Source organism: Lapidilactobacillus luobeiensis, from assembly GCF_024345205.1.
GTDB lineage: Bacteria > Bacillota > Bacilli > Lactobacillales > Lactobacillaceae > Lapidilactobacillus > Lapidilactobacillus luobeiensis.
This window is the reverse complement of record NZ_BROC01000013.1, coordinates 1-23,357: the sequence shown is the minus strand read 5'-3', so window position 1 is coordinate 23,357 and position 23,357 is coordinate 1. Positions and strand designations below refer to the sequence as shown.

General features: G+C 46.7%; 21 protein-coding genes. 7 read left to right on the top strand and 14 right to left on the bottom strand.

The genetic code is table 11. The features are described 5' to 3' along the window. Positions 1-38 precede the first annotated feature (38 nt). The 5 genes from rsmA to OCU21_RS06130 all read right to left on the bottom strand — a co-directional run bounded on the left by rsmA (position 39) and on the right by OCU21_RS06130 (position 5,325). A complete protein-coding gene (gene rsmA, locus OCU21_RS06150; RefSeq protein ID WP_261806558.1) occupies positions 39-935 on the bottom strand; it encodes a 16S rRNA (adenine(1518)-N(6)/adenine(1519)-N(6))-dimethyltransferase RsmA in 897 nt (298 codons plus the stop codon). Further along, positions 932-1,483 carry a ribonuclease M5 gene (gene rnmV, locus OCU21_RS06145; protein ID WP_261806557.1) on the bottom strand — a complete coding sequence of 184 codons (552 nt, stop codon included), beginning with the start codon at positions 1,481-1,483 and terminating at the stop codon, positions 932-934. The genes rsmA and rnmV overlap by 4 nt, the downstream gene beginning before the upstream one ends. Next, positions 1,480-2,262, bottom strand: coding sequence for a TatD family hydrolase (locus OCU21_RS06140; protein WP_261806556.1), 783 nt, complete (start codon positions 2,260-2,262; stop codon positions 1,480-1,482). Before OCU21_RS06140 ends, rnmV begins: the two co-directional genes overlap by 4 nt. Before the next feature lie 93 nt (positions 2,263-2,355). Then, complete coding sequence (gene metG / locus OCU21_RS06135) at positions 2,356-4,356, bottom strand: methionine--tRNA ligase (RefSeq protein WP_261806555.1); 2,001 nt, start codon at positions 4,354-4,356, stop codon at positions 2,356-2,358. Positions 4,357-4,491: 135 nt separating this feature from the next. Next, positions 4,492-5,325 carry a DUF72 domain-containing protein gene (locus tag OCU21_RS06130; protein ID WP_261806554.1) on the bottom strand — a complete coding sequence of 278 codons (834 nt, stop codon included), beginning with the start codon at positions 5,323-5,325 and terminating at the stop codon, positions 4,492-4,494. 323 nt (positions 5,326-5,648) lie between these two features. On the opposite strand from OCU21_RS06130, the gene OCU21_RS06125 reads away from it, so the two are divergent. Beyond that, positions 5,649-6,800 (top strand): ABC transporter ATP-binding protein, encoded by a 1,152-nt coding sequence (locus OCU21_RS06125; protein WP_261806553.1) that lies wholly within the window; start codon positions 5,649-5,651, stop codon positions 6,798-6,800. Between the two features lie 444 nt (positions 6,801-7,244). Further along, a complete protein-coding gene (locus OCU21_RS06120) occupies positions 7,245-8,153 on the top strand; it encodes an EamA family transporter (protein WP_261806552.1) in 909 nt (302 codons plus the stop codon). An 84-nt stretch (positions 8,154-8,237) separates the two neighbouring features. Here OCU21_RS06120 and OCU21_RS06115 read toward each other — a convergent pair whose 3' ends face one another. The 3 genes from OCU21_RS06115 to OCU21_RS06105 are packed head-to-tail and all read right to left on the bottom strand — an operon-like array spanning position 8,238 to position 10,221. Then, on the bottom strand, positions 8,238-8,525 hold the full coding sequence (locus OCU21_RS06115; RefSeq protein ID WP_261806551.1) for a chorismate mutase: 288 nt from the start codon (positions 8,523-8,525) through the stop codon (positions 8,238-8,240). Then, positions 8,519-9,226, bottom strand: coding sequence for an NAD-dependent protein deacylase (locus OCU21_RS06110; RefSeq protein WP_261806599.1), 708 nt, complete (start codon positions 9,224-9,226; stop codon positions 8,519-8,521). Before OCU21_RS06110 ends, OCU21_RS06115 begins: the two co-directional genes overlap by 7 nt. 5 nt (positions 9,227-9,231) lie before the next feature. After that, on the bottom strand, positions 9,232-10,221 hold the full coding sequence (locus tag OCU21_RS06105; protein WP_261806550.1) for a cupin domain-containing protein: 990 nt from the start codon (positions 10,219-10,221) through the stop codon (positions 9,232-9,234). An 85-nt stretch (positions 10,222-10,306) separates the two neighbouring features. On the opposite strand from OCU21_RS06105, the gene OCU21_RS06100 reads away from it, so the two are divergent. From OCU21_RS06100 to OCU21_RS06080, 5 genes are all read left to right on the top strand, one after another. Next, positions 10,307-10,819 (top strand): YbhB/YbcL family Raf kinase inhibitor-like protein, encoded by a 513-nt coding sequence (locus OCU21_RS06100; protein ID WP_261806549.1) that lies wholly within the window; start codon positions 10,307-10,309, stop codon positions 10,817-10,819. A gap of 16 nt (positions 10,820-10,835) precedes the next feature. Beyond that, on the top strand, positions 10,836-11,753 hold the full coding sequence (locus OCU21_RS06095; protein ID WP_261806548.1) for an aldo/keto reductase: 918 nt from the start codon (positions 10,836-10,838) through the stop codon (positions 11,751-11,753). A gap of 317 nt (positions 11,754-12,070) precedes the next feature. Next, positions 12,071-13,531 carry a PTS transporter subunit EIIC gene (locus OCU21_RS06090; protein ID WP_261806547.1) on the top strand — a complete coding sequence of 487 codons (1,461 nt, stop codon included), beginning with the start codon at positions 12,071-12,073 and terminating at the stop codon, positions 13,529-13,531. Positions 13,532-13,562: 31 nt separating this feature from the next. Beyond that, positions 13,563-14,681, top strand: a complete 1,119-nt coding sequence (locus OCU21_RS06085; RefSeq protein ID WP_261806546.1) for a GDSL-type esterase/lipase family protein — start codon at positions 13,563-13,565, stop codon at positions 14,679-14,681. 243 nt (positions 14,682-14,924) lie between these two features. After that, entirely contained in the window at positions 14,925-15,656 is a 732-nt protein-coding gene (locus OCU21_RS06080; protein WP_261806545.1) for a GntR family transcriptional regulator, read from the top strand. A 603-nt stretch (positions 15,657-16,259) separates the two neighbouring features. Here the strand turns inward: OCU21_RS06080 and OCU21_RS06075 are convergent. The 6 genes from OCU21_RS06075 to trpS all read right to left on the bottom strand — a co-directional run bounded on the left by OCU21_RS06075 (position 16,260) and on the right by trpS (position 22,774). Further along, complete coding sequence (locus OCU21_RS06075) at positions 16,260-17,636, bottom strand: MATE family efflux transporter (protein ID WP_261806544.1); 1,377 nt, start codon at positions 17,634-17,636, stop codon at positions 16,260-16,262. A gap of 24 nt (positions 17,637-17,660) precedes the next feature. Continuing rightward, a complete protein-coding gene (locus tag OCU21_RS06070; RefSeq protein WP_261806543.1) occupies positions 17,661-18,527 on the bottom strand; it encodes a TPM domain-containing protein in 867 nt (288 codons plus the stop codon). Next, positions 18,520-19,101 carry a LemA family protein gene (locus OCU21_RS06065; RefSeq protein ID WP_261806542.1) on the bottom strand — a complete coding sequence of 194 codons (582 nt, stop codon included), beginning with the start codon at positions 19,099-19,101 and terminating at the stop codon, positions 18,520-18,522. Before OCU21_RS06065 ends, OCU21_RS06070 begins: the two co-directional genes overlap by 8 nt. Before the next feature lie 281 nt (positions 19,102-19,382). Beyond that, the gene (locus tag OCU21_RS06060; RefSeq protein WP_261806541.1) at positions 19,383-20,375 is read right to left on the bottom strand and encodes a D-2-hydroxyacid dehydrogenase; all 993 of its coding nucleotides are present in this window, start codon (positions 20,373-20,375) and stop codon (positions 19,383-19,385) included. 139 nt (positions 20,376-20,514) lie between these two features. Beyond that, on the bottom strand, positions 20,515-21,684 hold the full coding sequence (locus OCU21_RS06055) for an aminotransferase class I/II-fold pyridoxal phosphate-dependent enzyme (protein WP_373875473.1): 1,170 nt from the start codon (positions 21,682-21,684) through the stop codon (positions 20,515-20,517). 73 nt (positions 21,685-21,757) lie between these two features. After that, positions 21,758-22,774: a tryptophan--tRNA ligase gene (gene trpS, locus OCU21_RS06050; protein ID WP_261806540.1), complete on the bottom strand. Its 1,017-nt coding sequence runs from the start codon at positions 22,772-22,774 to the stop codon at positions 21,758-21,760. Positions 22,775-23,357 lie beyond the last annotated feature (583 nt).

Below are 23,357 nucleotides of genomic sequence, written 5' to 3'. Positions count from 1 at the left end.
ATTATCTTTTTTGATCAGCTCGCCTACTGGATAACCAACTATTTTACCAGTCGTAACCCGCTCAATGCCGCCGTTAATTCAATAAAATCTGGGATCGTCAATTGTTCAGCACGCAAGGTCCCCATTAGGCCAACTTGTTTGAAAGCTGCCAATAATTCATTTTTCTGATCTTTGCCGACCAACCGTAAAAGATTGTTTTGTAAGTTTTTGCGCCGCTGCTGAAAGCTGGCCTGAACGATTCGATCAAACCGTTGTTGATCCGTGATCTGATAAGGAGAGTGAGGATATCTTCGCAAGCGTAACACCGCTGAATCTACATTAGGCTGAGGCACAAAGGCCGTTTTAGGCACGATCTGATCGATCTCGGCTTGCATCTGTAATTGGGTACTGATACTTAGCGGACCGAAATCTTTATGTCCCGGCTGGGCGATGATCCGTTGCGCGACTTCCTTTTGCATCATCAACACCAGCACATCCGGCTGTGTCTGACCGGCGATCAAACTAAACATGATCGGAGTCGTGATGTAGTATGGTAAATTGGCGACGACTTTGACCTGACCATATCCGGGTGCAGCATACTCGGTCAACAAGGCTGTCAGATCTGTCACTAGAATATCCTGATGGACCACTTGGACATTTGAATAAGGCGCCAATGTTTCCCCTAAAATCGGGATCAACCGCTGATCGATCTCTACTGCGATCACCTGCTGGACTCGGCGAGCCAATTGCTCTGTCAATGAGCCGATCCCGGGACCGATCTCGATCACCAAGTCGGTTGGCTGCAGATCGGCTGCGGCCAGGATCCCCGCGATGACCCGTCGATTGGTCAGAAAATTCTGCCCGAGACTCTTCTTGAACTCAAAATGAAATTGATGCAAGATCGCATTGGTACGGATCGGGTCAGCAATATCTAACCGCTGTGGTTGTTCGCTCATTTATCTTCCTCCAATCGCCGTAACGCCTGTTTAAATTCAGCGCCAGAGATCTGTAGCATCTGTAAGCGCGGCAAAAGTTGTTTGCCATTGGTATAACCGATATGAAGCAGATCGCCTAATCGTTCGCGTCTTTTCTTGGCGTTAGGTCCAGCAACTAGGCCAGCTTGAACTAAATCCAGATGGGTCAGCGCGCTTTGATACGTTGTGCTGGTCGTCAAAACATGTTGTAAACAGGCCCGCAGATCGGCCGCGCTTGCATGCTCCACACCCAAACTCCCCTTACCGTTTGGGCGGGCTTGGCTACGGGGGAGAAACGCCTGTTTAGCAGTCGGTACTACCGCCAAAACCTTTTGACGGATCTGCTCACCATTAAAATCGGGATCCGTCAAAATGATAAGTGGTCTTTTTTGGGCTATGGCTTGGATCTCTTTGAGGATCTGGTCTGGTACTGCAGATCCGCGTGTTTCGATCGTATCAACGGCCCCGAAAACTTCACGCAACCGTCGGGTATCATCGCGTCCTTCTACAACGATCACTTCTTGGATCATTTCGTTGCCTCCAAACCAAAAACTTTAAGTGCATTACGATACGTTTGCGCCGCGATCGTTGCCAGTGGTAAGCCAAGACTCTGGGCGATCCCCGCGACAACATAACGTGTATAGCCTGGTTCGTTTTGCTGACCACGATGAGGCATTGGCGTTAAATAAGGCGCATCAGTTTCTACTAACAACTTATCTAAAGGAACTTGACGAAGACTTTCACGCAAGTACGCCGCGTTTTTGAAAGTGATCACGCCACTAAAGGAGAGATAGGCCCCTAAATCAAGAAACTTATTGACCCATTCTGGCTCGGCGTTGAAACTATGCATGATGATGCGTTGCGGTGGCAATCCCGCCTGTTGGAGGATCTGATAAGTGTCGGCCAGAGCCTCGCGCGAATGGATCGAAACTGGTAGATCAGCCGCCTTAGCCAGAGCCAATTGCTCTGCAAAAACTCGTCGCTGGACTGGCCGTGGTGAAGCATCCCAATGATAGTCTAACCCGATCTCACCAATGGCGATCACTTTGGGTTGGTGTAATTGCGCCTGTAACCACGCTGCGGCTGCGGCATTATAGTCCTTAGCGTCATCTGGATGCCAACCAACGATCACGTAAGCGTTCGGAAACATTCCCGCTAAACGGAGAGCGCCTTCGTTCAAAGCTTGGTTTGAACCAACATTGGCCACCTTGACCACGCCTAACCTAGCAGCCCGGTCCATCAAGGACGCTTCTTGTCCGACAAAAGTCAGATCATTCAAATGTGTGTGTGTATCAAAAATTTTAACCACGATAACTCCTCATAATTCCGCAATCATTTTTCAATAATCATCAATAAACAAAATTGACCGTGCCTCGATCAACACGGTCAAAATAACGATCTATTATCCGATCAAAGCACCATTGGCATGTTCAGACCCAACGATCGCCAATTGAACCTGACCAGTTGCGTCTTCCGATGAAAGTAACATGCCATTAGAGATCTCACCGCGAATCTTCCGCGGGGCCAAATTGGTCACTGCCAAAACCTTTTTCCCGACTAATTGACTAAACTCAGGATAAAATTCAGCAATACCTGACAAGATCTGGCGTTGTTCGCCATTACCGAGATCCAATTGGAATTTCAGCAATTTATCCGCCTTTTTGACCTTTTCAACAGCGATGATCTCTGCGACTTTGATTTCGACCTGGTCAAATTGGTCAAACTTGATTTCTGCCTTTGCAGTCGGTTGTTCCACAGGTTGATCGGTGCCATCAGCGGGCGTCGGTTTCTTTTGTTCCTTACTCATTTGCGCTTTGATGTAGGCGATCTCCTCAGCGCGATCAAGCCGTGGAAAAATCGGGGTACCCTTTTCAACAACCATTCGGTCTGCTGGGAATTGACCGAATTTTGGCGTTGCATCAGCTAACTCCCGCTCACTCAGCCCTAATTGTGCGAAAATCTTTTTCGGCGCATGCGTCATGATCGGTTGGATCAGGATCGCGATCAACCGCAAACTTTCAGCAAGATGGCCCATAACGTTGGCCAGTTCGCCAGCCTTAGCGGGATCCTTGGCTAAGACCCAAGGTTCAGTCTCATCGATATATTTATTAGCGCGACTGATCAACTGCCAAACTTTTTCTAGCGCCGTCGGGAATTGATAATGAGTCATCGCCTGATCATAAGCGGCGATCGTTGCATCCGCGGTTTCTCGCAAGCTTTGATCAAATCCAGTAGCATCGGTTAATTCCGTAGGCACATGACCTGCCTCATATTTATTGATCATGGCAACGGTTCGGTTCAGGAGATTTCCGAGATCATTGGCTAAATCGAAATTGATCCGATCAATATAATCCTCTGGTGTAAAAATACCATCATGACCAAAAGGAAACGCCCGCATCAGATAATAACGTAACGCGTCCAAGCCATAACGTTCGACCAACATCTCAGGATAGACCACATTCCCCTTTGACTTGGACATTTTGCCATCCTTCATCAATAACCAACCATGGCCATAAACCTGTTTTGGTAAAGGAAGATCCAAGGCCATCAAAATAATCGGCCAATAGATCGTATGGAAGCGGACGATCTCTTTGCCTACAAAGTGGACATTGGCTGGCCAATACTTATCAAATAAAGTCTGATCATCTGACCCATAACCCAACGCGGTAATATAGTTAAGCAGGGCGTCGACCCAAACGTAAACCACGTGCTTCGGATCGCTAGGGATCGGCACCCCCCAATTGAACGTTGTCCGTGACATCGCGAGGTCTTCCAAACCAGGCTTGATAAAGTTATTGATCATTTCATTCTTCCGTGATTCCGGTTGAATGAACTGAGGATTATCAGCATAGTATTTCAATAATCGATCCGCATATTTGCTCATTTTAAAGAAATAAGACTCTTCACTGACTAATTGGACCTCATGCCCTGATGGTGCTTTACCACCAATGACCTGACCCTGTTCGTCACGATAGACTTCCGCCAATTGTGACTCCGTGAAATATTCTTCATCAGAGACCGAATACCAACCTGTGTATTTGCCTAAATAAACATCACCTTGGGCGATCAAACGCTCAACGATTTTTTGAACGGCTTTGACATGATAATCATCGGTCGTCCGAATAAACTTATCATTGGTGATCTCCAACATTTTCCACAGATCTTTGATCCCAGCCGCCATTTTATCCACGTAGGCTTGTGGTGTGATGCCCTGTGCTTCAGCCTTTTGCTCGATTTTTAAACCATGCTCGTCTGTGCCGGTCAAGAAGAAGACATCATACCCCTTGAGCCGTTTGTACCGTGCCAACGAATCAGCCGCGATCGTTGTATAAGAATTCCCGATCGTCAACTTGCCTGAGGGATAATAGATCGGTGTTGTAATATAATAGGTTGGTTTTGCCACGAAAAAAACCTCCAACTGTCTAAGTTCGAATTTAATATGCTCGGAGCATATTCAGAGTTTATTATAGCATAAAGTCGTTTAGAATAATGACCGACATTTCGGGCCAACCCTAAGCCGGGAACAACTGGTCCGCTCCTAAAAAAAATCCAATTGTTGGCCGCCGGGGCGTTGATAGTTCAATCCTAGCAGTTCGCTGAAGCGTAACGCGTTGTCAGCGGCATCACCGCCTGAATTGTTATTGAAGATAATATAATTACGTTCGACCTGTCCAGAGAAATCCTTAACGAGGGCTGCTAGCGTCTGTAATTCCGTTTCTGAATAACGATATAATGTCCGTCCCTGTTTACTACCAAACCCTTTTTTAGCCCAGTTTACCGCGTTGCGACCATGAAAGCGCCAAAAGCCTAACTGCGGGGTCGTCACGGTCGGTCGTAAGGGAATGCTTTCTGCGCCGATATCAGGCTGATCGATCATTGCCAAGGTCAGTTGAAGCGTCTGCAAACGCTGAACGACCTGTTCAAAATAACGAGGCTGATACCAGCTACGTTGCCGAAATTCAATAAAGATCGGTATTTTGGGTAAGTGTTTCCGCGCAAAGGCCAGATAATCCAAGGCGGCGCTAGATAAAGTGAAATTGGCCGAAAATTGTAGCAAAACACCGGCCAGTTGCCCTGTCGCGATCAACGGTTCCAGCGTCAGCCTGAACTTTTGATAGATCTCAGCTAAGGTCACCCCAGCCGGAGGTGCTTCATGCAAAGTCAATTCCCGCGGCGGCTTTAAAATGAACTGAAAATTTGGCGCCACTTGTTGCTGCCAATTTTGAACGATCTTGACATCCTTCAATCCATAGAAAAATGTGTCTAATTCCACCACTGGAAAAGCCCGACTATAATCGCGTAACGTTGGTTTTTTGACATTAGGCAACAAATTTGGATGTTCTGTCCATGTTGTTAATCCGATCAAGTCCATGTTTTTATCCCCGCCGATCAGCCCTTGTTTCTTTCATTAAACCGCAGTCGCGGCCGTGGGTCAATCCTAGTGAACAGCGCCGATCGTGCTCACTTAAGCCAAAAGAGCATCTTTGATTCTTCTGGATCCTTGACCGGTGTTGCTCAAGGCGGAAAGATCTACCGACTATTTGTTCCGATCAAAACAAACTAATGGCTTGCTACCACCGCCTTTGGTCATGTTGCACAATGGTAAAAACGCTTTTTTGTGCGAAATAGGGTGGCTCAGGAAATCGTTTTCTTTTATGATATAAGCGTACTCGAAAAAGAAAGGTGTTTTTCTAAATGGTTAAAGTAGACTTAGATCACATTTACAAACGTTATCCAAATGCTGAAGAAGATAATTACGCAGTATCAGATTTTGATTTACACATTGACGATCACGAATTTATCGTATTCGTTGGCCCTTCAGGCTGTGGTAAGTCAACGACATTGCGGATGATCGCCGGCTTGGAAGATATTACCAAAGGCGATTTGAAGATCGGCGGCAAGGTAATGAACGATGTTGCTCCTAAAGATCGTGACATCGCCATGGTTTTCCAGAACTACGCTTTGTATCCACATATGACTGTTTTCGATAACATGGCTTTTGGTTTGAAATTACGTAAATATGAAAAAGCTGATATCAAAAAACGTGTTGATGAAGCCGCACAGATCTTAGGCTTGTCCGATTACTTGGAACGTAAACCAGCTGCTTTGTCAGGTGGTCAACGTCAGCGTGTCGCTTTAGGTCGTGCGATCGTCCGTGATGCGCCTATCTTCCTGATGGACGAACCTTTATCAAACTTGGATGCCAAGTTACGTGTTACGATGCGTGCCGAAATCGCTAAATTACACCAACGTTTGAACACTACTACGATCTATGTAACCCATGATCAGACAGAAGCGATGACCATGGCTGACCGGATCGTTGTTATGTCAATGGGTGAAGTTCAACAAATCGGAACTCCTGCTGAAGTTTATGATACGCCTAAGAACAAATTCGTCGCTGGTTTCATCGGCTCACCTGCAATGAACTTTTTCGAAGTCCACTACGAAAATGGTGTCTTGACTGATAAGAATGATGGTTTGCGTTTGAATGTTCCTGAAGGTCGCGCTAAGATTTTGAATGAAGATGGCTACGATGGCAAGGATCTGACTTTGGGTGTTCGTCCTGAAGATATCCATACTGAAGGTGCCTTCCTAGAAACATTCCCTAATGCGGTTGTCAATGGCAAGGTCGTTGTTTCAGAATTACTTGGTGCTGAGTCAATGCTTTATGTAACATCAGGTGATACTGAATATGTTGCCAAGGTAGATGCTCGTGATTATCACAAACCTGGCGAAGAAATGCAACTTGGCTTTGACTTGAACAAAGCTCACTTCTTCGATAAGGATACAACTTTGTCGATCGTGCAAAAAGCCAAAGATGAGCAACGGGTCGACCAAAACGCTTAATTTGTTTCCTCCCCTAAAAAAGCAAAAAAACAGACGCCAATCACGTCTGTTTTTTTGCTTTTTATTTATTAAGACAATTGCCAGTGAAGATCAATACGCTGGCTGGGCCTGAACTGAATCCAGATCAAAAACACTAGTCTCCATGCCGATTTGATATAACTTGGCAGTCAGTCAGAGCGCTTAACTGCCTAAAAAATCCTGCATGGCCAAAACACAGCGTTCCCCACATCCATCAATCAGCGATCGCTCCTGGATCGAAAACCAAAGATAATGGAGCACCAGCTTTGGGATTTCGACACTATCAAACAAGCACACTAACGGATGACCAAAAAGTCTTTTTATCAACAAAAAAAGGCGCTAGACCATTGACGCCACCACTCAGATTCGCTATTCTATTCTAGATGTTTACAAAAAGTTAATGAAATGAAAAGGGGCAACTCATCTATGTGGTTTTTACCAGCACTTATTACCTTACTAGCTTGGGGCACAGCTGATCTCTTCTATAAGATCGGCAATAATGAAAAAGAACAGTACAGCGCGCTGAAGACTGTGATCATGGTCGGTCTCGTAATGGGCTTACATGCGATCTTATATTATGGCGTCTATCAAGGTATTGATTACCAATGGCGGAATCTACTTATTTATCTGCCCGTCTCCTCCATGTATATCCTCTCGATGGCCGTTGGTTACTTTGGCCTCCGTTATATCGAATTATCGATCTCTAGCCCGATCAGCAACTCGTCAGGTGCCTTCGTTGTTTTACTTTCTTTCTTCTTCATGCACGGTAATATGGCCCCACTGGAATGGGCTGCTGTCTTTCTGATCATTATCGGAATGTTTCTCCTGGGTGTTTTTGAAAAACAGGAAGCAGATGCAGAGCTTAAGGCCAGCGGTGCTAAGATCGATAAGAAATACCGGATCAGCGCGATCGCGATTATTTTTCCAGTCATTTATGCCCTCCTTGATGCCATGGGGACTTATCTGGATGGGGTCTATCTGGATTATAAAAAAATCCTGCCCGAAGATCAGGCCAATATGAGTTACGAATTGACCTTCCTATTCGTTGGGATCTTAGTTTGGCTTTATCTCCACTTTGTCAAAAAAGAAACCGTCAATGTTTTCAAAGAAAAATACCGTGGGCTGGCGGCGATCTTTGAAACACTGGGTCAATTCTTTTATGTTGGCGCAATGGCTACCAAATCGATCATTGCCGCGCCAATGATCGCCTCTTATAGTATCGTCTCGATCATTTTGGCACGGATCTTCTTGAAGGAAAAGCTTAGCACTAAGCAATACATCGTGGTCGGTTTCATCATGATCGCTATCGCCATTCTTGGCTTTTATGACGCGTGAGCACGTGATCCCCTGCAAAAAAGAACGAAACTCACTAACCGGAGTTTCGTTCTTTTTCATTTTGCCCATGATCTCTACCAGAAGTTAACCTTTGTTTTCCGAATCTTGCCACTGTTTGATCAATTTTGCTTGATACTGTTTGGAAACTAGTAAAATATCAGCGTAAAGCGTCTGCACATAGGAAGCCTGAGCGGTCGTCACTTGTTGGGCGACCTGATCATAGATCGCCGCTTCGCGTTGCCGATCAACTAGCGGTAAATGATCTTGATGTTTGACCTTTGCGATCTGTCCCGCGACCTTAAGCCGTTGAGCCAGTAAAGGCATTAATTGGGCATCGATTTGATCGATCTCTTGACGTTCTTTTTCTAACATGAACTCAATTCCTTTCGAATTTCTGTAAAAATGGTCAGGGCATCGTCTTGAATCAAATGAACACTTTCTGGAGCCGCGATCGCCTCGCGGTTGATCGCATAGATCGGTACCCCTTCTTGCCGGTATTGGATCAGTTGGGCAAAAGGATAGACACGAAAACTAGTTCCCACGATCAACAATAGATCAGCAGCAGCAATCGCTTGCGCCGAATTTAAGAGCGTCGCTTGGGCGATCGACTCACCATATAACACGATCCTTGGCCGGATCACCCCACCATCAGTCGCATGATGATAATCATGGGCAAATTCCGGATAGCTCACAGACTGACCACATTTCTGACAATACAGGTCATAGAGATCTCCGTGAAACTCGATCACTTGTTGATTACCAGCTTGCTTGTCCAAACCATCCACATTTTGAGTGATCAACACTCCCTTAGCGTTACAAAGCCGTGCAATCTCTTGATGGATCAAATTTGGTCGCGCTTGAGGAAAATACATTCGTTGCGTCACGAACTCATAAAAATCGTCAGGATGATCACGTAGATTTTCATGACTCAATAAATATTCCGGATCCGCCGTATGCGCATATAGGCCGGTTTTTGAACGATAATCGGGGATCCCCGAATGAGTCGAGACCCCCGCCCCAGTCAAGAAAACAAGATGTTGTGCCTGTTGGATCGCCTTGATCAATTCGTTGATGTCCGTCATGCTGATTCACCTGGGAAATCCGCCGGCAAGAAGTGCGCGTCTCGGGAGGCATAAGGCAGCTGGTAAGCTTTAACAAAATCTCCGATCGATCGGGCATAGAGTTGCTGCATCAGATCAGGGTCTTGTTGCTCCTTGGCAACTTCGATCACACCAACGCATTGCTCGTCTTTTTTACCGATCACCAAATAAAGCTCCGAATAGTCTGGATGGTGATACAATTGAAAAAGTTGATTGACCGCTAACTTCATTTCCCGACTCGATAAAACTGCGGTCACACTAAGTTGACGATTTAGATCGATCATGGAATTAGTTAGTTGGCGCGCTTTAAAAATCGTTAATGTCCGTAACAGACTAGCTCGCAATTGTCGATTAGTCACCAGCGGTCGGTCCACAAAGCCCGTCAGCATCGCTTGAGCCAAGGCCCAAGCATTGGGAAAATCAGTTGCCCAGGTCGTATCAGCGCTCGTAGCTGGATCTAATAACGTCAAGGCATCAAGAAATTGTAACGCATTGCCGATCACGGTAGTGCCTTCATCACCTGGCGCAAATTGATCCTCACGCATTAAATTGGCACTAATATATTCGCGCATCGCGTTTTGGGTCGGTTGATCCAAAACTCCCATTTTTAGCAACCGTGGACGCATCGCTTGGTGGAGGATCGTTTCAAAAATAACCTGGCCCAACATTGCTAAAAAATCGGCCAATTGTTCATCTTGCGCGCGAACGGGACCAACTTGAACACTTTGGCTTGCTTCCTGTTGTAAATGTAGCAATTCATGCGCTACAATAAAGTTAGCGAAACGTGGGTTGGGTACCATCAAAGTTAAGTCGTTCGCTTGATTGCGTATAATTTTTGAGGCAGTTGGATTTAATACCAATGAATCTGGTCCAGAAAAGACAATGGCTAGTTGTCGCGGTGCGATCTGTTCGCGGCATTGGGCCAATAATGCCCGGACTGCGGTACTTAATTGTTCTTCAGGTTTCATGATCACTCATCCTTTACGCAGTTTCATTGCTTGACTACTCAGTTTTATTATAACGCATCTTGCCATCCTATAAGGAGATGATTGAATGGAAATATCCGTACCCTTAACTACTTCAGGTTATTTACCAGATCTTTATAGCAAATATGCACCAATAACTGCACAGATCGGGGGGTACCCTGTTGTTTCACCACCGATCGATCTACGTGATGTCCCTGAGGAAACGGTCAGTCTGGCGTTAACATTATTAGACTATGACGCTGTCCCTGTTGGCGGCTTCGTCTGGATCCACTGGTTAGCCGCTAACTTGGCCCCTGACCTCAGACAGATCCCGGAAAACATCAGTCAGACCCGTGCGGAGAACTTGGTCCAAGGTCGAAATAGCACTGCGGGGCGACTAGTCGCTGAAACCGATCCGCGGATCAATCAACGTTATACTGGCCCGCAACCGCCTGACCAAGACCATCATTATGAATTGACGGTCTACGCGCTCCGCCAACCATTGGCTTTGAGACCTGGTTATTGGTTCAACGAGTTTCGGCAATTAGCACAACCACAAATTATCACCACTGCTAGGACGATCATTCTTAGTCGAGTTTAAAAGGAGGAACTTATTCATGCGTCAAGTAAGTATTGGTTTAGATAATATCAACGCCTCAGAGATTGCTCTGGGGTTAATGCGGATCCCGGAAAAAACAACCGCTCAGGTCGTCGAACTTTTGGAGACCGCTGTTAGTCATGGTGTCAACTTCTTCGATAACGCTGATGTTTATGGCAATGGTGAAGCTGAACGTCGTTTCGGCGATGCCCTAGCCGCTTCTGCGATCGATCGTGAAAACATTTTGATTCAAACCAAGATCGGCATCCGTCACGATCAATATGACTTCTCCAAAGATCATTTGCTAGCGGCCCTTGATGGCAGCCTTGAACGAATGGGACTTGATCACGTCGATTTTCTTTTACTTCATCGGCCTGATGCCCTGATGGAGCCTGATGAGATTGCTGAAGCTTTCTTTGAAATGCAAAAAGATGGTAAGGTCCGCGAATTCGGCGTCAGTAACTTCAATCCTACTCAAGTTGAATTGCTCCAACAAGCCGTCGCTCAACCTTTAGTGATCAATCAATTACAATTGGGCTTGATGCATACCGGAATGATCGACGCTGGTTTCCACACCAATATGAGTGATGCACGTAGTATTGATCATGATGGGGGCCTGTATGAGTATTCGCGTTTGAATAACATGACGATCCAAGCGTGGAGCCCTTACCAGTATGGTTTCTTCGAAGGGGTTTTCATCAATAATCCTAAATTTCCTAAGGTCAATGAGCTGCTGCAAAAGTTGGCAGCAAAATATGCGAGCAATGTCAATGCCGTTGCCGCGACCTGGATCTTACGTTTGCCAACTAGTGTCCAAGTGATTGCGGGAACAACTAATCCTGGTCGCTTGGCGCAGATCTGTGAGGCGGATCAAGTTCAACTGACCAGAACCGAGTGGTATGACCTATACTTAGCTGCTGGTAATGATTTGCCTTAACCACGAATTTTCCTGAAATAATAACAATGACCACTCGAAATACGCTGAAGGTTCAGCGTATTTTTTTCGACTACTTTTGCCTGTCCAGCGCTGTTTCACGGTCACTGGCCTTGCCAAACTTGACCCGGCTATTCACTGATCGATTCCTTTTTTAGCTGGCGAATAAAGCGCTTTTTTTGACAGGAGAAATAAATCGTTGTATTATTTGTTTAAACAAGTGATGTCATCTGTTTAATCTTCTTATTCTTTTATTATTTGTTTCGTTAGCACTTTTATTTTTCTGATTGGCTTCGTTTATATCCCGAGGGGGGAGAAAAATGGCCCAAAATTTAGAACGACCAGCAACAGAGATCGTTGCTGCTATTGGTGGGCGCGCTAATATTGAACTGTTGACTCACTGTGTGACGCGTCTACGCTTTGTCTTGAAAGATGAGAGCAAGATCGATGAATCCGCGCTTAAGGAAATCGACTTGGTCAAGGGGTGTTTCAAGGCTGGCGGGCAATTTCAAGTTGTTATTGGTCCCGGCTTGGTCGATAAAGTATTCGCGGTGGTCCAACAACAAACTGGATTGCAGCAAGCCGACAAAGAAGAACTGAAAAAGGTTGAAGAATCCAAAGAGAATTTCTTACAACGGGGGTTAAAGATTTTCTCAGATGTCTTCATTCCTTTATTACCAGCTATCGTTGGCGCAGGTATCCTGTTAGGTGTTGGTAATATTTTGACCGCAGCGGGGATCTTTGGCCCTAAAGCTCTGGTCGTCACTTATCCACAGATCAAGGGATTGGCCGACATGATCTTGATGGTCGCCAATACTGCTTTTACCTATATCCCAGTCTTAGTCGCTTGGTCAGCAACAAAACGATTCGGCGGGAATCCGATGCTGGGTATTTTACTAGGATTGGTCCTGATCAATGCTGACCTACTGACAGGGACTCAAATGGCCAGTGTGATCTCCGGCGCGGTCAAACCCGAATATTGGAACATTTTTGGGCTACGGATCATGAAATTAGGCTATCAGAATTCTGTATTACCACCATTAGTCGCCTCCTGGGTCTTGGTTTTCCTAGAGAAATGGTTGAAGAAAGTTGTTCCTGATGTGCTGCAATTGATCGTAGTCGCACCGGTGGCGATCTTGATCACTTCATTCTTGACTTTCCTCGTGATCGGACCAGTGATGAATCAAATCGCGACTTGGATCACTGATGGTGTGATGGCGCTTTTCAACGCTAGTCCAATATTGGCCGGATTGCTCTTTGGTCTCTTATGGGAGCCACTGGTGGTCACCGGTATGCACTACGCCTTCATTGCCGTCAATATTCAATTGATTGCTTCGACTCAGCAGAGTTCGATGCTGGCGATCATTACCATCGTCTGTGTTGCCGAGGCTGGTGCTGACTTTGCCATGGCCCTGCTGGCGCGCAACAAAAAGCAAAAGAGTATCGCGGTTTCAGCTGGCACCTCCGCATTGTTAGGAGTAACAGAGCCATCAATGTTTGGGGTCACGATCCCGGCAAAATATCCATTCGTTTGCTCGATCGCAACAGCTGGTCTTGCCGGCGCGATGATCATGGTCTTCAAGGAATATGCTGTTTCTTTAGGACCAAGCGGCCCATTATCCTTCGTGATCATTCCTGCGCAATTCTGGCCATGGCACTACATGATCATGGCGGGCGCCTTTGTTCTCGCCTTAGGAACGACTTATGCCTATGGTCGGGTGCTCGCTCGGAAAACGGTAACTGAGGAACAACCAGCTATTTCGGCTGAGGAACAACTTTGATCGACAACGAACTAGCGAGGAGGTGAGTGTCATGCCACAAACGATCGTCTGGAAACATCTCTTTTCCAATTTTCATAACTTAGCATTCAGGCCAGTGCCACAACAGATCACTTGTTACCAACACAATGTCTCGGGGGAGGAAATTCGTGTTGAACTCAATAATCGTTATGATGATGTGCCGCTAGAGATCAAATCTTTACAGATCGCCGCAACCCCAGACCTTCGCGATGCCGTTACACTCACTTTTGCTGGTCAAAAGCAGGGACTTGTCCCTGCAGAACGAACGCTCTGGAGCGATACCGTCCATTTTCCCTTGAAGGCCGGCCGACCCTTTTATTTGGCCCTTATCGCGACCAATACCAAGGGGCAGATCAATTCACTGGCCAGCACCTTAGATCATTATTTGGTCAATGTTATCAGTGCCACTAGTTTATTGGAGCGTAACTATTTCTACGGGGTCGATAATATTCAAGTCACCACTAAACAGGCGATCCAAACACTCACTTTCTTCGGCGATTCATTGATCAATCAGGGGTTGTTCACCAGCGCGCTGGCGCAACGACTCTATCAAAAAGCTCCGGGACAGATCACGACTTTCAACGCTGGGATCTCTGGCAATCGGTTACTGCGTGCCGGTGATTCACGTTCGCCTTGGAATGATAGCTTTGGTCTCGCGGGTAAGGAACGTTTCATGTGCGATGTGCTTTGTAGTCGTCCGGATGTGGTCCTTTTCATGGAAGGCGTCAATGATCTATTCCATCCGGGAGCCGGCGCGCCTGAACACGAGCTACCAACAGCAGCTGCACTGATCGGGGGGATCAGTCAGTTGTACCATGTTTGCCAGCGTCGCGGTATCTGTTTCATTCCGTTGACGATCACGCCATTCAAGGGAGCGCAAAACTTCGATGTATTGTCTTGGACCCCGGCCAAAGAAAAAATCCGGCAAGCAGTCAACCGCTATATCATGACCTTGCCCAACGCCTTTGATCTGGCTGAGCAGGTAGCCATGACCACTGATCCAACGATCTTAGCACCTGCTTATGATTGTGGTGATCATCTGCATTTCTCACCAAGTGGCGCTACTAAGATCGGTCAGTTTCTGGCCGAACGATTGGCAGGGTCGCTACTCGCGCAAAATCAAGAAGGTTAGCTTCGACTGACCCAGCTCCGTTGCGGTTTTTACTACCAGCAACGGAGCTGGTTTTCGGTATTATTTTGAAAAGATCGGGGCCAAGCAGTCTAGACACCTATTCACAGCAATGCTATCATGACATAGCGATTTTGCTGTGAGACTACTGACTTATCCCTAAAATCTCAGCGTTGACGCCAAGATCGGGCGAGTCTATCGGCAAGCATTTCTCAATTCAAATAATCACACAAAGGATGATTTAGGATGGCGGCAAGGAAATTTCATCACATTTACAAGGAACTCGAGTATCGGATCAATACTGGTATCTATCAAAAAACACTACCAACTGAAAGCGTATTGACTCAAGAGTTTCAGACTAGCCGAAATACGATTCGGCGCGCGATCGCCTTACTTAGCGACCGCGGTTATGTGTATAGTGTGAAAGGCAGTGGCGTGGTCATTTTGGAGTCTTTCAGCGGTCCTCGCTGGTCTTTTGGCGCTCGTGGTTTCAATGGTTTACGTGCCATCAAAGAAAGTAATCACTTAATGGCCAACACGAAAGTCGTTAATTTCAAGAAAATCATCGTGACTCCTGAACTGGCGCCGGAATTACCCTTTGAACTTGATGAAGTTCTTTATTTAGTCGATCGGATCCGGATTTTCGATGGTCAACCTATGATCTGGGATCATAGTTTCTTTAGAGTTGAGCAGATCCCGCCCCTTTCTAAAAAAATCGTTGCCGGCTCGATCTATGATTATTTTCGTGAAGAAAATTTCAAGATCATCGCCGCCAAAAGAAGTTTCCTCGTAATGCCAGCCACCAGTGCCGATTATGAGCAACTTGACCTAGGTGAATATAATTGTGTTGGCGTTATGGAAGACTTGGTGTTCAGTGATAATGGTCAAATGTTTGAATATACGCAAAGCCGCTTTATTCCTGGCCGCTTTAGCCTAAGTTATTTTGACCAAGATAATGATTTGATCGACCAAGATTAGACGTTTTATTTTCGGGGTCATCGCCCTTACACAAGTCAGAGTGCGGAGCCCAACGGGTTGACTTTGAGCATTAACCTAGTCAGGATTTTGGAAGCGGGTTGTGCTTCCGGAAGCCTGACGTAGTTAAGCGCAGAAGTCAGTTGCGCGCAGCACGTTTCAAGTCAGAGTGCGAGCCACCCCGGGTAGCTGCCGAGCACTAGCCTAGCAATTGCTTTGGAAGCCGAACTTTGCTTCCGAAACAATTGCGTAGCTAAGTACAGGGAGCTGGGGCGGTGAGCACGTTTCAAATCAGAGTGCGCAGAGGTGCGGTTAGAGCGTGAGCATTAATTTATCTGATTGACTAAGCTGCGGAGCAGATTTGGCAAGCAGATACTTTAAGGCGCAGCGGTCTGCACCTCGCAGCACGTTTCAAAAAAAGTGCGGAGCACAACGGGTTGACTTCGAGCATTAACCTAGTCAGGATTTTGGAAGCGGGTTGTGCTTCCGGAAGCCTGACGTAGTTAAGCGCAGAAGTCAGTTGCGCGCAGCATGTTTCAAAAAAGGACCGTTGTCACTGAGAAATCAGTGTGCAACAGTCCTTTTTGTTTTGACTATTTTTATCTCTTATTGAGGTAAGGTTCCGGGGAAATCGTGGTTTTGCTCTGGGTCACGTTCCAAACTACGTAAATGCCGCATCGTTCGCACATAAGAACTGATCAGAACAAGCAAGGAACCGATCCACGCCAGTGGGTTGGCCATGCTCGCGCCAGCAAAACCAAACATACGGATCAGAACCAAGCCAGCAAACGCCCGCATCAATAGTTCCATGATCCCAGCCAATGTTGGGACTAGACTTTGCCCCAAGCCCTGCAAAGTATAGCGCACAACGAACAGAATCGCCAGCAGCCAATATAGACTACTGTTGAAATGGAAATAGGTTTGCGCTGTGGCCGTTACGATCGGTTGCGTATTGCCGATGAACAGGTTGACTAAAGGCCGGCCAAAGTAAATGATCGCCAGACCGGTGACCCCTGAGAAAAGCACGGATACGATCAAGGTTTGTCTTACCCCAGTCCGGATCCGTCCGAACTCGCGCGCACCCAGATTTTGAGCGGCGAAGGTCGCCATCGTCACCCCGAATGACATCGCTGGCATCGTCGCCAACCCATCGATCCGTCCAGCCGCGGTATACGCCGCAACTGCATTAGACCCTAGTGTATTCAGCATCAATTGCAAAACGACTTGCCCCAGGGCAATGATCGAAGACTGAAACCCCATCGGTAACCCTAACCGTAAATGTTCCTTGATCTCAGCCTTGGAAATTTTGAAATCATCCCGATGGACTTGCAACAATGGAAAGCGGCGGTAGATATAGATCAAACAGAGCACTGCAGAAATCAATTCGGCTAGCAGTGTCGCAGAAGAAGCACCGGCGATCCCCCACTTAAAGACAACAATGAACAACAACTCTAAACCAATATTGATCACACACGCAATGACCAGAAAAACTAATGGCGTCCGACTATCGCCCATGGCGCGGATCATATTCGCGAATAAGTTATAAGCAACAATGACAAAAATACCTGCAAATTGAATCACCAAAAAAGTATACGAATCATTGATGATATCTGCTGGCGTTTGCATCAAGCGCAAGATCTGACCACAAAACGTCATACTGATCGCGGAAAGGATCGCAGAGAGTGCGGCGCTGATCACAATACTAGTCGCAAAACTCCGTTTGATCCCTTTCAGGTCCCCCGCCCCATAACGCCGTGCGGCAATGATCGCGAACCCATTCGTCGCGCCTTGAGCGATCCCGATGATCAAGAATGACAAACTACCTGTTGCGCCAACTGCTGCTAACGCTTTGACCCCGATCGTCCGCCCAACGATGATCGTATCGGACAACGTATAGACCTGTTGAAAAATATTCCCGATCAGCAGAGGGATCGTGAAATAAATGATCTGCGTGATTGGTTTACCCTTTGTTAAATCGTGCAAAATAAATCCTCCTAGAACCCTCGGCTAAATCGAAGCGCCACCACCACCAGATGAACCGCCGCCACCGGAGAAGCCACCACCGGATGAACCGCCAAAACCACCGCCGCCACCAAATCCGCCGTGATTATTGCGATTACCAGAACCCAACAAGGCCCAAAGCCACCACATGCCACCGCCGCCGCGACCACCACGACCGCCGCCACCCATCAGAACGATCACGACAACGACGATCACGACAATGGTCCAAAGACTGCCGCCTTGCTGATCATCTGCCTCATTTTGCTGATGACGCAATTGTTGGTATTCCTGATCTGTCAAAGTATTCTTATCTTTTTTAAAATCATATTTTTTGTCGATCACAGTCGCAACACTATTAAAAACCTGTTGTAGACCCTGATTGACTTGTTGGGGATCACTGGACTTCAATTTACTCTTTGACCGTTGTAAAATGCGGCCAGATAGCGCGTCTGTTAACTCACCTTCCAGCCCATAGCCAACTTCGATCCGCACATTACGCTGACCATCATTGACTGCGTACAAAATCAACACACCGTTATCACGGCTTTTCTGCCCCAGACCCCATTTTGAAAAAAGATCTGGCGCATAACTATCGATACTGTCCCCATCCGTACTTTTGATTACGGCCAACATGATTTGTGGCCGTTGCGTAGAACGATCATAAACATTGTTTTTCTGAACGACCAAATCCTTGGTCGTACTAGTCAGCAGACCAACTTGATCATAATAATTGTGCGTCGGCTGACTCGGTAATGCCGCCGCCACCGTTTTGAGCGGCGTTACAAACAAAATCAAGCCTAGCAAGAGCGTCCCGATCAAGCTTAGAAGTCTAACATGTTGAACGGTCGCTAGTAGTCTTTTGACCCTAATCATCTAGATCAACGACCGGTGCTGTACTCGCCTTGGTATCCGCCTTGAAATAAGCCTTCTTCTGAAAGCCCATCATCCCAGCCAAAATGTTTTTGGGGAAAGTAGCGACGGACTTGTTATAAGACTCGATTGTTTGATTATAACGCCGCCGTTCCACCGAGATCCGATTCTCCGACCCTTCCAATTGGGTCATCAAAGTTTGAACATTCTCATTGGATTGTAGCTTAGGATAGTTCTCACCGATCACGTTGACTAATGTACCCACAGACTGATCCAATTGTGCATTAGCCTTGATTTTTTCACTTGTGGTCGTCGCACTACCATAGGCTTTACGTGCAGAACTGATTTCGCTAAACACTTTATCTTCATGTTTCATACTGCCCTTGACCGCGCTGACCAAATTTGGGATCAGATCATAACGCCGTTGTAACACCGTTTCGACCTGACTCCACTGTGATTCTACCGCCTGTTCAGATTTAACCAAGCTATTATACATACCGATCATGATCCCGATCAAAGCGACCAACCCAATAACTAGTCCGATCAGCCAACCTTGTTTTGTCGTCGTTTTTTTCATCTTTAAATTCCTCTCCGCAGTCAAATGCGCGTCTAATTAGTTCCTTGTACCATATTCTAGCATGTACCTAGGAAAAAGAAAGCGGTTTGACCGAATAATTAGTAGAACTTAACTTGTCGAAAAAACTTACCGTTACTAATTGGTCTACTATTCTCTGTAACGCCGTTATGCTTGGTCACTTTTTTGATATCTTCAATTTACTGCCGAACAAACCGCCTAAGATCAAAATAGATCTTAGGCGGTTTTCTCATGATCACTATGCAAAGGAGCTAGGGGCCGTCTTAATCGCCAGTTACGAGATGTTCACAAGACCGTCCTTGGAATAACATCTCCGCATCATTTAAAGCAGTTTCGACCATATTTTTAACTGCCTGATCCGTGTAAAAACCAATGTGTGGTGAAACTGACACATTCGGCCGGGCCAACAGATCATTGACTTGCCGTAAATCATGGTCTTGACCACGCAGATCAACACCAAAGATCCCTGTTTCAGCCTCGATCGTATCTAAGCCAGCCCCAGCGATCATACCAGCGTCAAGGGCCGCCTGTAAGGCCGTTAAATCCACGATCGGCCCGCGCGCGCAATTGATCAACAAAGCCGTCGTTTTCATCTGTTGTAACGCTGCGGCATCGATCATTTTGGTAGTTGCCTGGGTCAAATTAGTGTGGATCGTCAACACATCGCTTTGCGTCAGTAACTCAGAAAAACTAACATAAGTCAATGTGTCAGCTAATTCTGGGCGTTGTACTAGGTCATGGGCGATCACACGTGCGCCTAAAGCCTTAAAAATCCGTGCCACAGTACCCCCGATCTTACCAGCGCCGAGGACACCAACGGTTAAATTATGGATCTCAAAAGCTTCTAATCCACCCCAAGAGAAATCACCTTGGACCATGCGTGTTTGCGTCTCTTTCAAATGACGTAACAATAACATGGTGTGGGTCAATGCTTCTTCAGCCACACTTCGTGGCGAATAAGCGGGAACATTGGTCACTTGGATCTGATTGGCCTGTGCACTAGCAAAATCGATGATGTCATAGCCGGTGATCCGTAGAGAAATGATCTTGATCCCCAGTGTTGCTAGTTTTTGATAGACCGGTGCCGTGATCGCACCATGTTGAGCTGGAATAACCGCGTCGCTGCCTTGCGCCAAGTCCACAGTAGCCTCAGTGAGAGGTTCTGGCGTCGTGGTGATCGTTGCTTGATGAAGATCGGCCCAGTTTTGGATCGCCGCCTGTTCATCAGGACGAACAGAATACATTTGGATTTTCATTCAGATTGCTCCTTATTATTTACTTTAATCAATTTTTCAAATCAAAAACCAGATCGATCAAACTTGATGATCACCGTGCCAGTCTCTGATCAAGGCCTATTGGGATCAATTCTTATTCTTCCCTAGCAACCCTTTAAGCTCATTTGGCTGCGACAAACGCCGCTAAGCGTTGGCAGGCCGTTTGTAATTTTGCCAGACTAGCAGCATAACTGATGCGGACATAACCCTCTCCCGCAGGAAAAGCGGAGCCGGGAATAACAGCGACTCGGGCCTCACGTGCTACGCGATAAGCGAAAGCCAAGCTATCCTGACCGAAACGTGCCGGGATCTTAGCAAAAACATAAAAAGCACCCGTTGGTTCTGCTGTAACAAAGCCTAATTTGTTTAATTCTTTGACTAAATAATCACGGCGTTCTTGATAGGCTACTTTCATCTGAAGACCATCATCCGGACCTGCCTGTAAGGCCTCTAGGGCTGCCTCTTGAGCCATCGTTGCAGCAGCTGTCGCCGTCAATTGATGGACCAAGCCAACTTTGGCGATAACAGCGGCTGGGCCAGCAACATAACCGATCCGCCAACCGGTCATTGCATGCGATTTAGAGACCCCATTGATCAACAGTGTTTGCTCTGGAAGTAACGCGCCCAGCGAGACGTGAGGTTCCCCATAAGTCAACTCACTATAGATCTCATCACTGATCACAAAAATATCATATTGCCGTAAAATCGCAACAAAGGCAGCCAACTGGTCGTGGCGATAGGTGACCCCAGTCGGGTTGGTCGGATAATTCAATACGATCGCCTTGACTTTATCACGATGAGCAGCCAAGGTCGCCGCCAATTTCTCCGGTGTCAAAATAAAATCATCAACGCTAGTGTCGATATAAATTGGTGTTGCCCCGTTCAATTTAATGATCGGCAGATACTGCGGAAACGTCGGGATCGGTACGATCACTTCATCGCCGGGATTCAAGATCGCGGTCAACGAGGCATAGATCGCGCCTGAGGCTCCGATCGTCGTAATGATCTGATCGTTCGGGTCATAATGCGCTTGATATTTATCAGCTAGAAATGTCGCGATCGCTTGTCGCAGAGCTGGTAAGCCAGGTGATTGCGTATAATGACTATGATCGGCAGCAATGCTAGCCTCACCGGCATTTTTGACATGATCAGGTGTATTGAAATCTGGCTCTCCTAACGTTAACTTCACGATGTCAGGAATCTGGGAAACATCTTTATCAAATTGTAGGATCGCCGAGGGCTGGACGTCAGCCAACTCGTTTTTCATCAATGATGCTAGTTCTTTTGCCATAATTTAGCCTCTTTAACTTCAGAATGCCCCTTAATGCTGAAGGAACTTTTAGCAATATGTCGAAAAGGCTCCCCTATTTAAAATAGTTTAACCCGATCGCATCCCGTACTTCTTGTAATGTCCGCTCCGCGACCTCATTTGCCTGAGCGCTTCCTTGTTGCAACATAGCGTAAACCGCGGGAATATCTCGAGCGTAGGCTTCACGACGTTGTCGGATCGGGCCGAGCACCCCATCCAAAACATCATTCAAGTAACGTTTGATTTTAACGTCTCCCAAGCCACCATGTTGGTATTCTGCCTTGAGTTCAGCCACCTTCGCCTTATCCTGGTCGAACACATCCAAATAAGTAAAGACCATATTCCCCTCGACTTGGCCAGGATCTGCCACATGGATATGGTTCGGATCAGTATACATCGACATGACCTTTTGCCGTAGTTCGTCAGCTGTATCCGCTAAATAAATCGCGTTATCTAAGGATTTGCTCATCTTCGCGTTACCATCTAGTCCTGGCAAACGCCCTTGTCCCTTGGGCGGAAAATAACCTTGCGGCTCGACCAAAACATTCGTTTGATAAGTTGTGTTAAATGTACGAACGATTTCCCGAGCCTGTTCCATCATCGGCTCTTGATCATCTCCGACGGGCACAGTGTCCGCCTTGAACGCTGTAATATCGGCAGTTTGACTGACGGGATAAACCAAAAAGCCGGCCGGGATCGATTGTCCGAACGCCTTCTGTTTGATCTCGGTTTTAACGGTTGGATTTCGCTCCAAACGAGCCACATTGACCAAATCCAAATAGTACATCGTCAGTTCATTCAAAGCCGGGATCTGCGACTGTACCAAAATCGTTGACTTTTCTGGATCCAGACCGACCGCCAAATAGTCTAATGCTACTTGGATCAAACTATTACGGATTTTTTCCGGATTACGCGCATTATCTGTCAGTGCCTGCACATCCGCGATCATCACGTAGGTTTGATAATCGCCTGAATTTTGCAAGGCGACCCGATTTTTTAATGAACCTAGATAGTGACCAATGTGTAATTTCCCCGTTGGTCGATCCGCTGTAAGAATAACTTTCTTTGCCATATTAAAACCTCCATTATTGATATCACGATTGATCATGTTTTGATCCTGCCATCAAGCCGCGCTCTGACGATATAGAAAAAGACCGTCCTCTGCAAATTGCAATAGGACGATCTTCCGCGGTGCCACCTAATTTACCCTGTCACACTATAAGCGCGCAGGATCAACTCAATCGAATTAAGGCTTCGACCACCGTCAGGACAGACGCCACTGACCACATTAGAATCCATTCACTAGCAAGCAACAATGGCAGTCTCAGCATCCCACCACTCTCTGTTTGTTGACCTATGCCAGCTACTAATTTCTAGACCGAATCGGCATGATATTAAGGTTATCATAGCCAGCCACTTGTTAAAAGTCAAGAGTAAAAAGGAAAAACTGGCGCTCGAATCCTGTAACAAGGATGCCAAAAGCTACTTGTCCGCGGCTGGCACTGCGTGGTTCTGGGTGAGCTTGCTGTAAACATCCGTTCCAACGTTGGCCACGGGCTGCGTTGCGTGGGGCGGGTGAGCTCGCTGTGGGCATCACTTTGAGCTTTTCGGAAGTACACCGAAAATCTCAAAGCTGAGCCTTATTCTAAGCGGCA

Excerpts from the sequence above, each read along its gene's own strand:
- rsmA (WP_261806558.1), bottom strand. The coding sequence starts at position 935 with ATGAGCGAACAACCACAGCGGTTAGATATTGCTGACCCGATCCGTACC.
- rnmV (WP_261806557.1), bottom strand. The coding sequence starts at position 1,483 with ATGATCCAAGAAGTGATCGTTGTAGAAGGACGCGATGATACCCGACGG.
- OCU21_RS06130 (WP_261806554.1), bottom strand. The coding sequence starts at position 5,325 with ATGGACTTGATCGGATTAACAACATGGACAGAACATCCAAATTTGTTG.
- OCU21_RS06125 (WP_261806553.1), top strand. The coding sequence starts at position 5,649 with ATGGTTAAAGTAGACTTAGATCACATTTACAAACGTTATCCAAATGCT.
- OCU21_RS06120 (WP_261806552.1), top strand. The coding sequence starts at position 7,245 with ATGTGGTTTTTACCAGCACTTATTACCTTACTAGCTTGGGGCACAGCT.
- OCU21_RS06115 (WP_261806551.1), bottom strand. The coding sequence starts at position 8,525 with ATGTTAGAAAAAGAACGTCAAGAGATCGATCAAATCGATGCCCAATTA.
- OCU21_RS06105 (WP_261806550.1), bottom strand. The coding sequence starts at position 10,221 with ATGAAACCTGAAGAACAATTAAGTACCGCAGTCCGGGCATTATTGGCC.
- OCU21_RS06100 (WP_261806549.1), top strand. The coding sequence starts at position 10,307 with ATGGAAATATCCGTACCCTTAACTACTTCAGGTTATTTACCAGATCTT.
- OCU21_RS06095 (WP_261806548.1), top strand. The coding sequence starts at position 10,836 with ATGCGTCAAGTAAGTATTGGTTTAGATAATATCAACGCCTCAGAGATT.
- OCU21_RS06090 (WP_261806547.1), top strand. The coding sequence starts at position 12,071 with ATGGCCCAAAATTTAGAACGACCAGCAACAGAGATCGTTGCTGCTATT.
- OCU21_RS06085 (WP_261806546.1), top strand. The coding sequence starts at position 13,563 with ATGCCACAAACGATCGTCTGGAAACATCTCTTTTCCAATTTTCATAAC.
- OCU21_RS06080 (WP_261806545.1), top strand. The coding sequence starts at position 14,925 with ATGGCGGCAAGGAAATTTCATCACATTTACAAGGAACTCGAGTATCGG.
- OCU21_RS06070 (WP_261806543.1), bottom strand. The coding sequence starts at position 18,527 with ATGATTAGGGTCAAAAGACTACTAGCGACCGTTCAACATGTTAGACTT.
- OCU21_RS06065 (WP_261806542.1), bottom strand. The coding sequence starts at position 19,101 with ATGAAAAAAACGACGACAAAACAAGGTTGGCTGATCGGACTAGTTATT.
- OCU21_RS06060 (WP_261806541.1), bottom strand. The coding sequence starts at position 20,375 with ATGAAAATCCAAATGTATTCTGTTCGTCCTGATGAACAGGCGGCGATC.
- OCU21_RS06055 (WP_373875473.1), bottom strand. The coding sequence starts at position 21,684 with ATGGCAAAAGAACTAGCATCATTGATGAAAAACGAGTTGGCTGACGTC.
- trpS (WP_261806540.1), bottom strand. The coding sequence starts at position 22,774 with ATGGCAAAGAAAGTTATTCTTACAGCGGATCGACCAACGGGGAAATTA.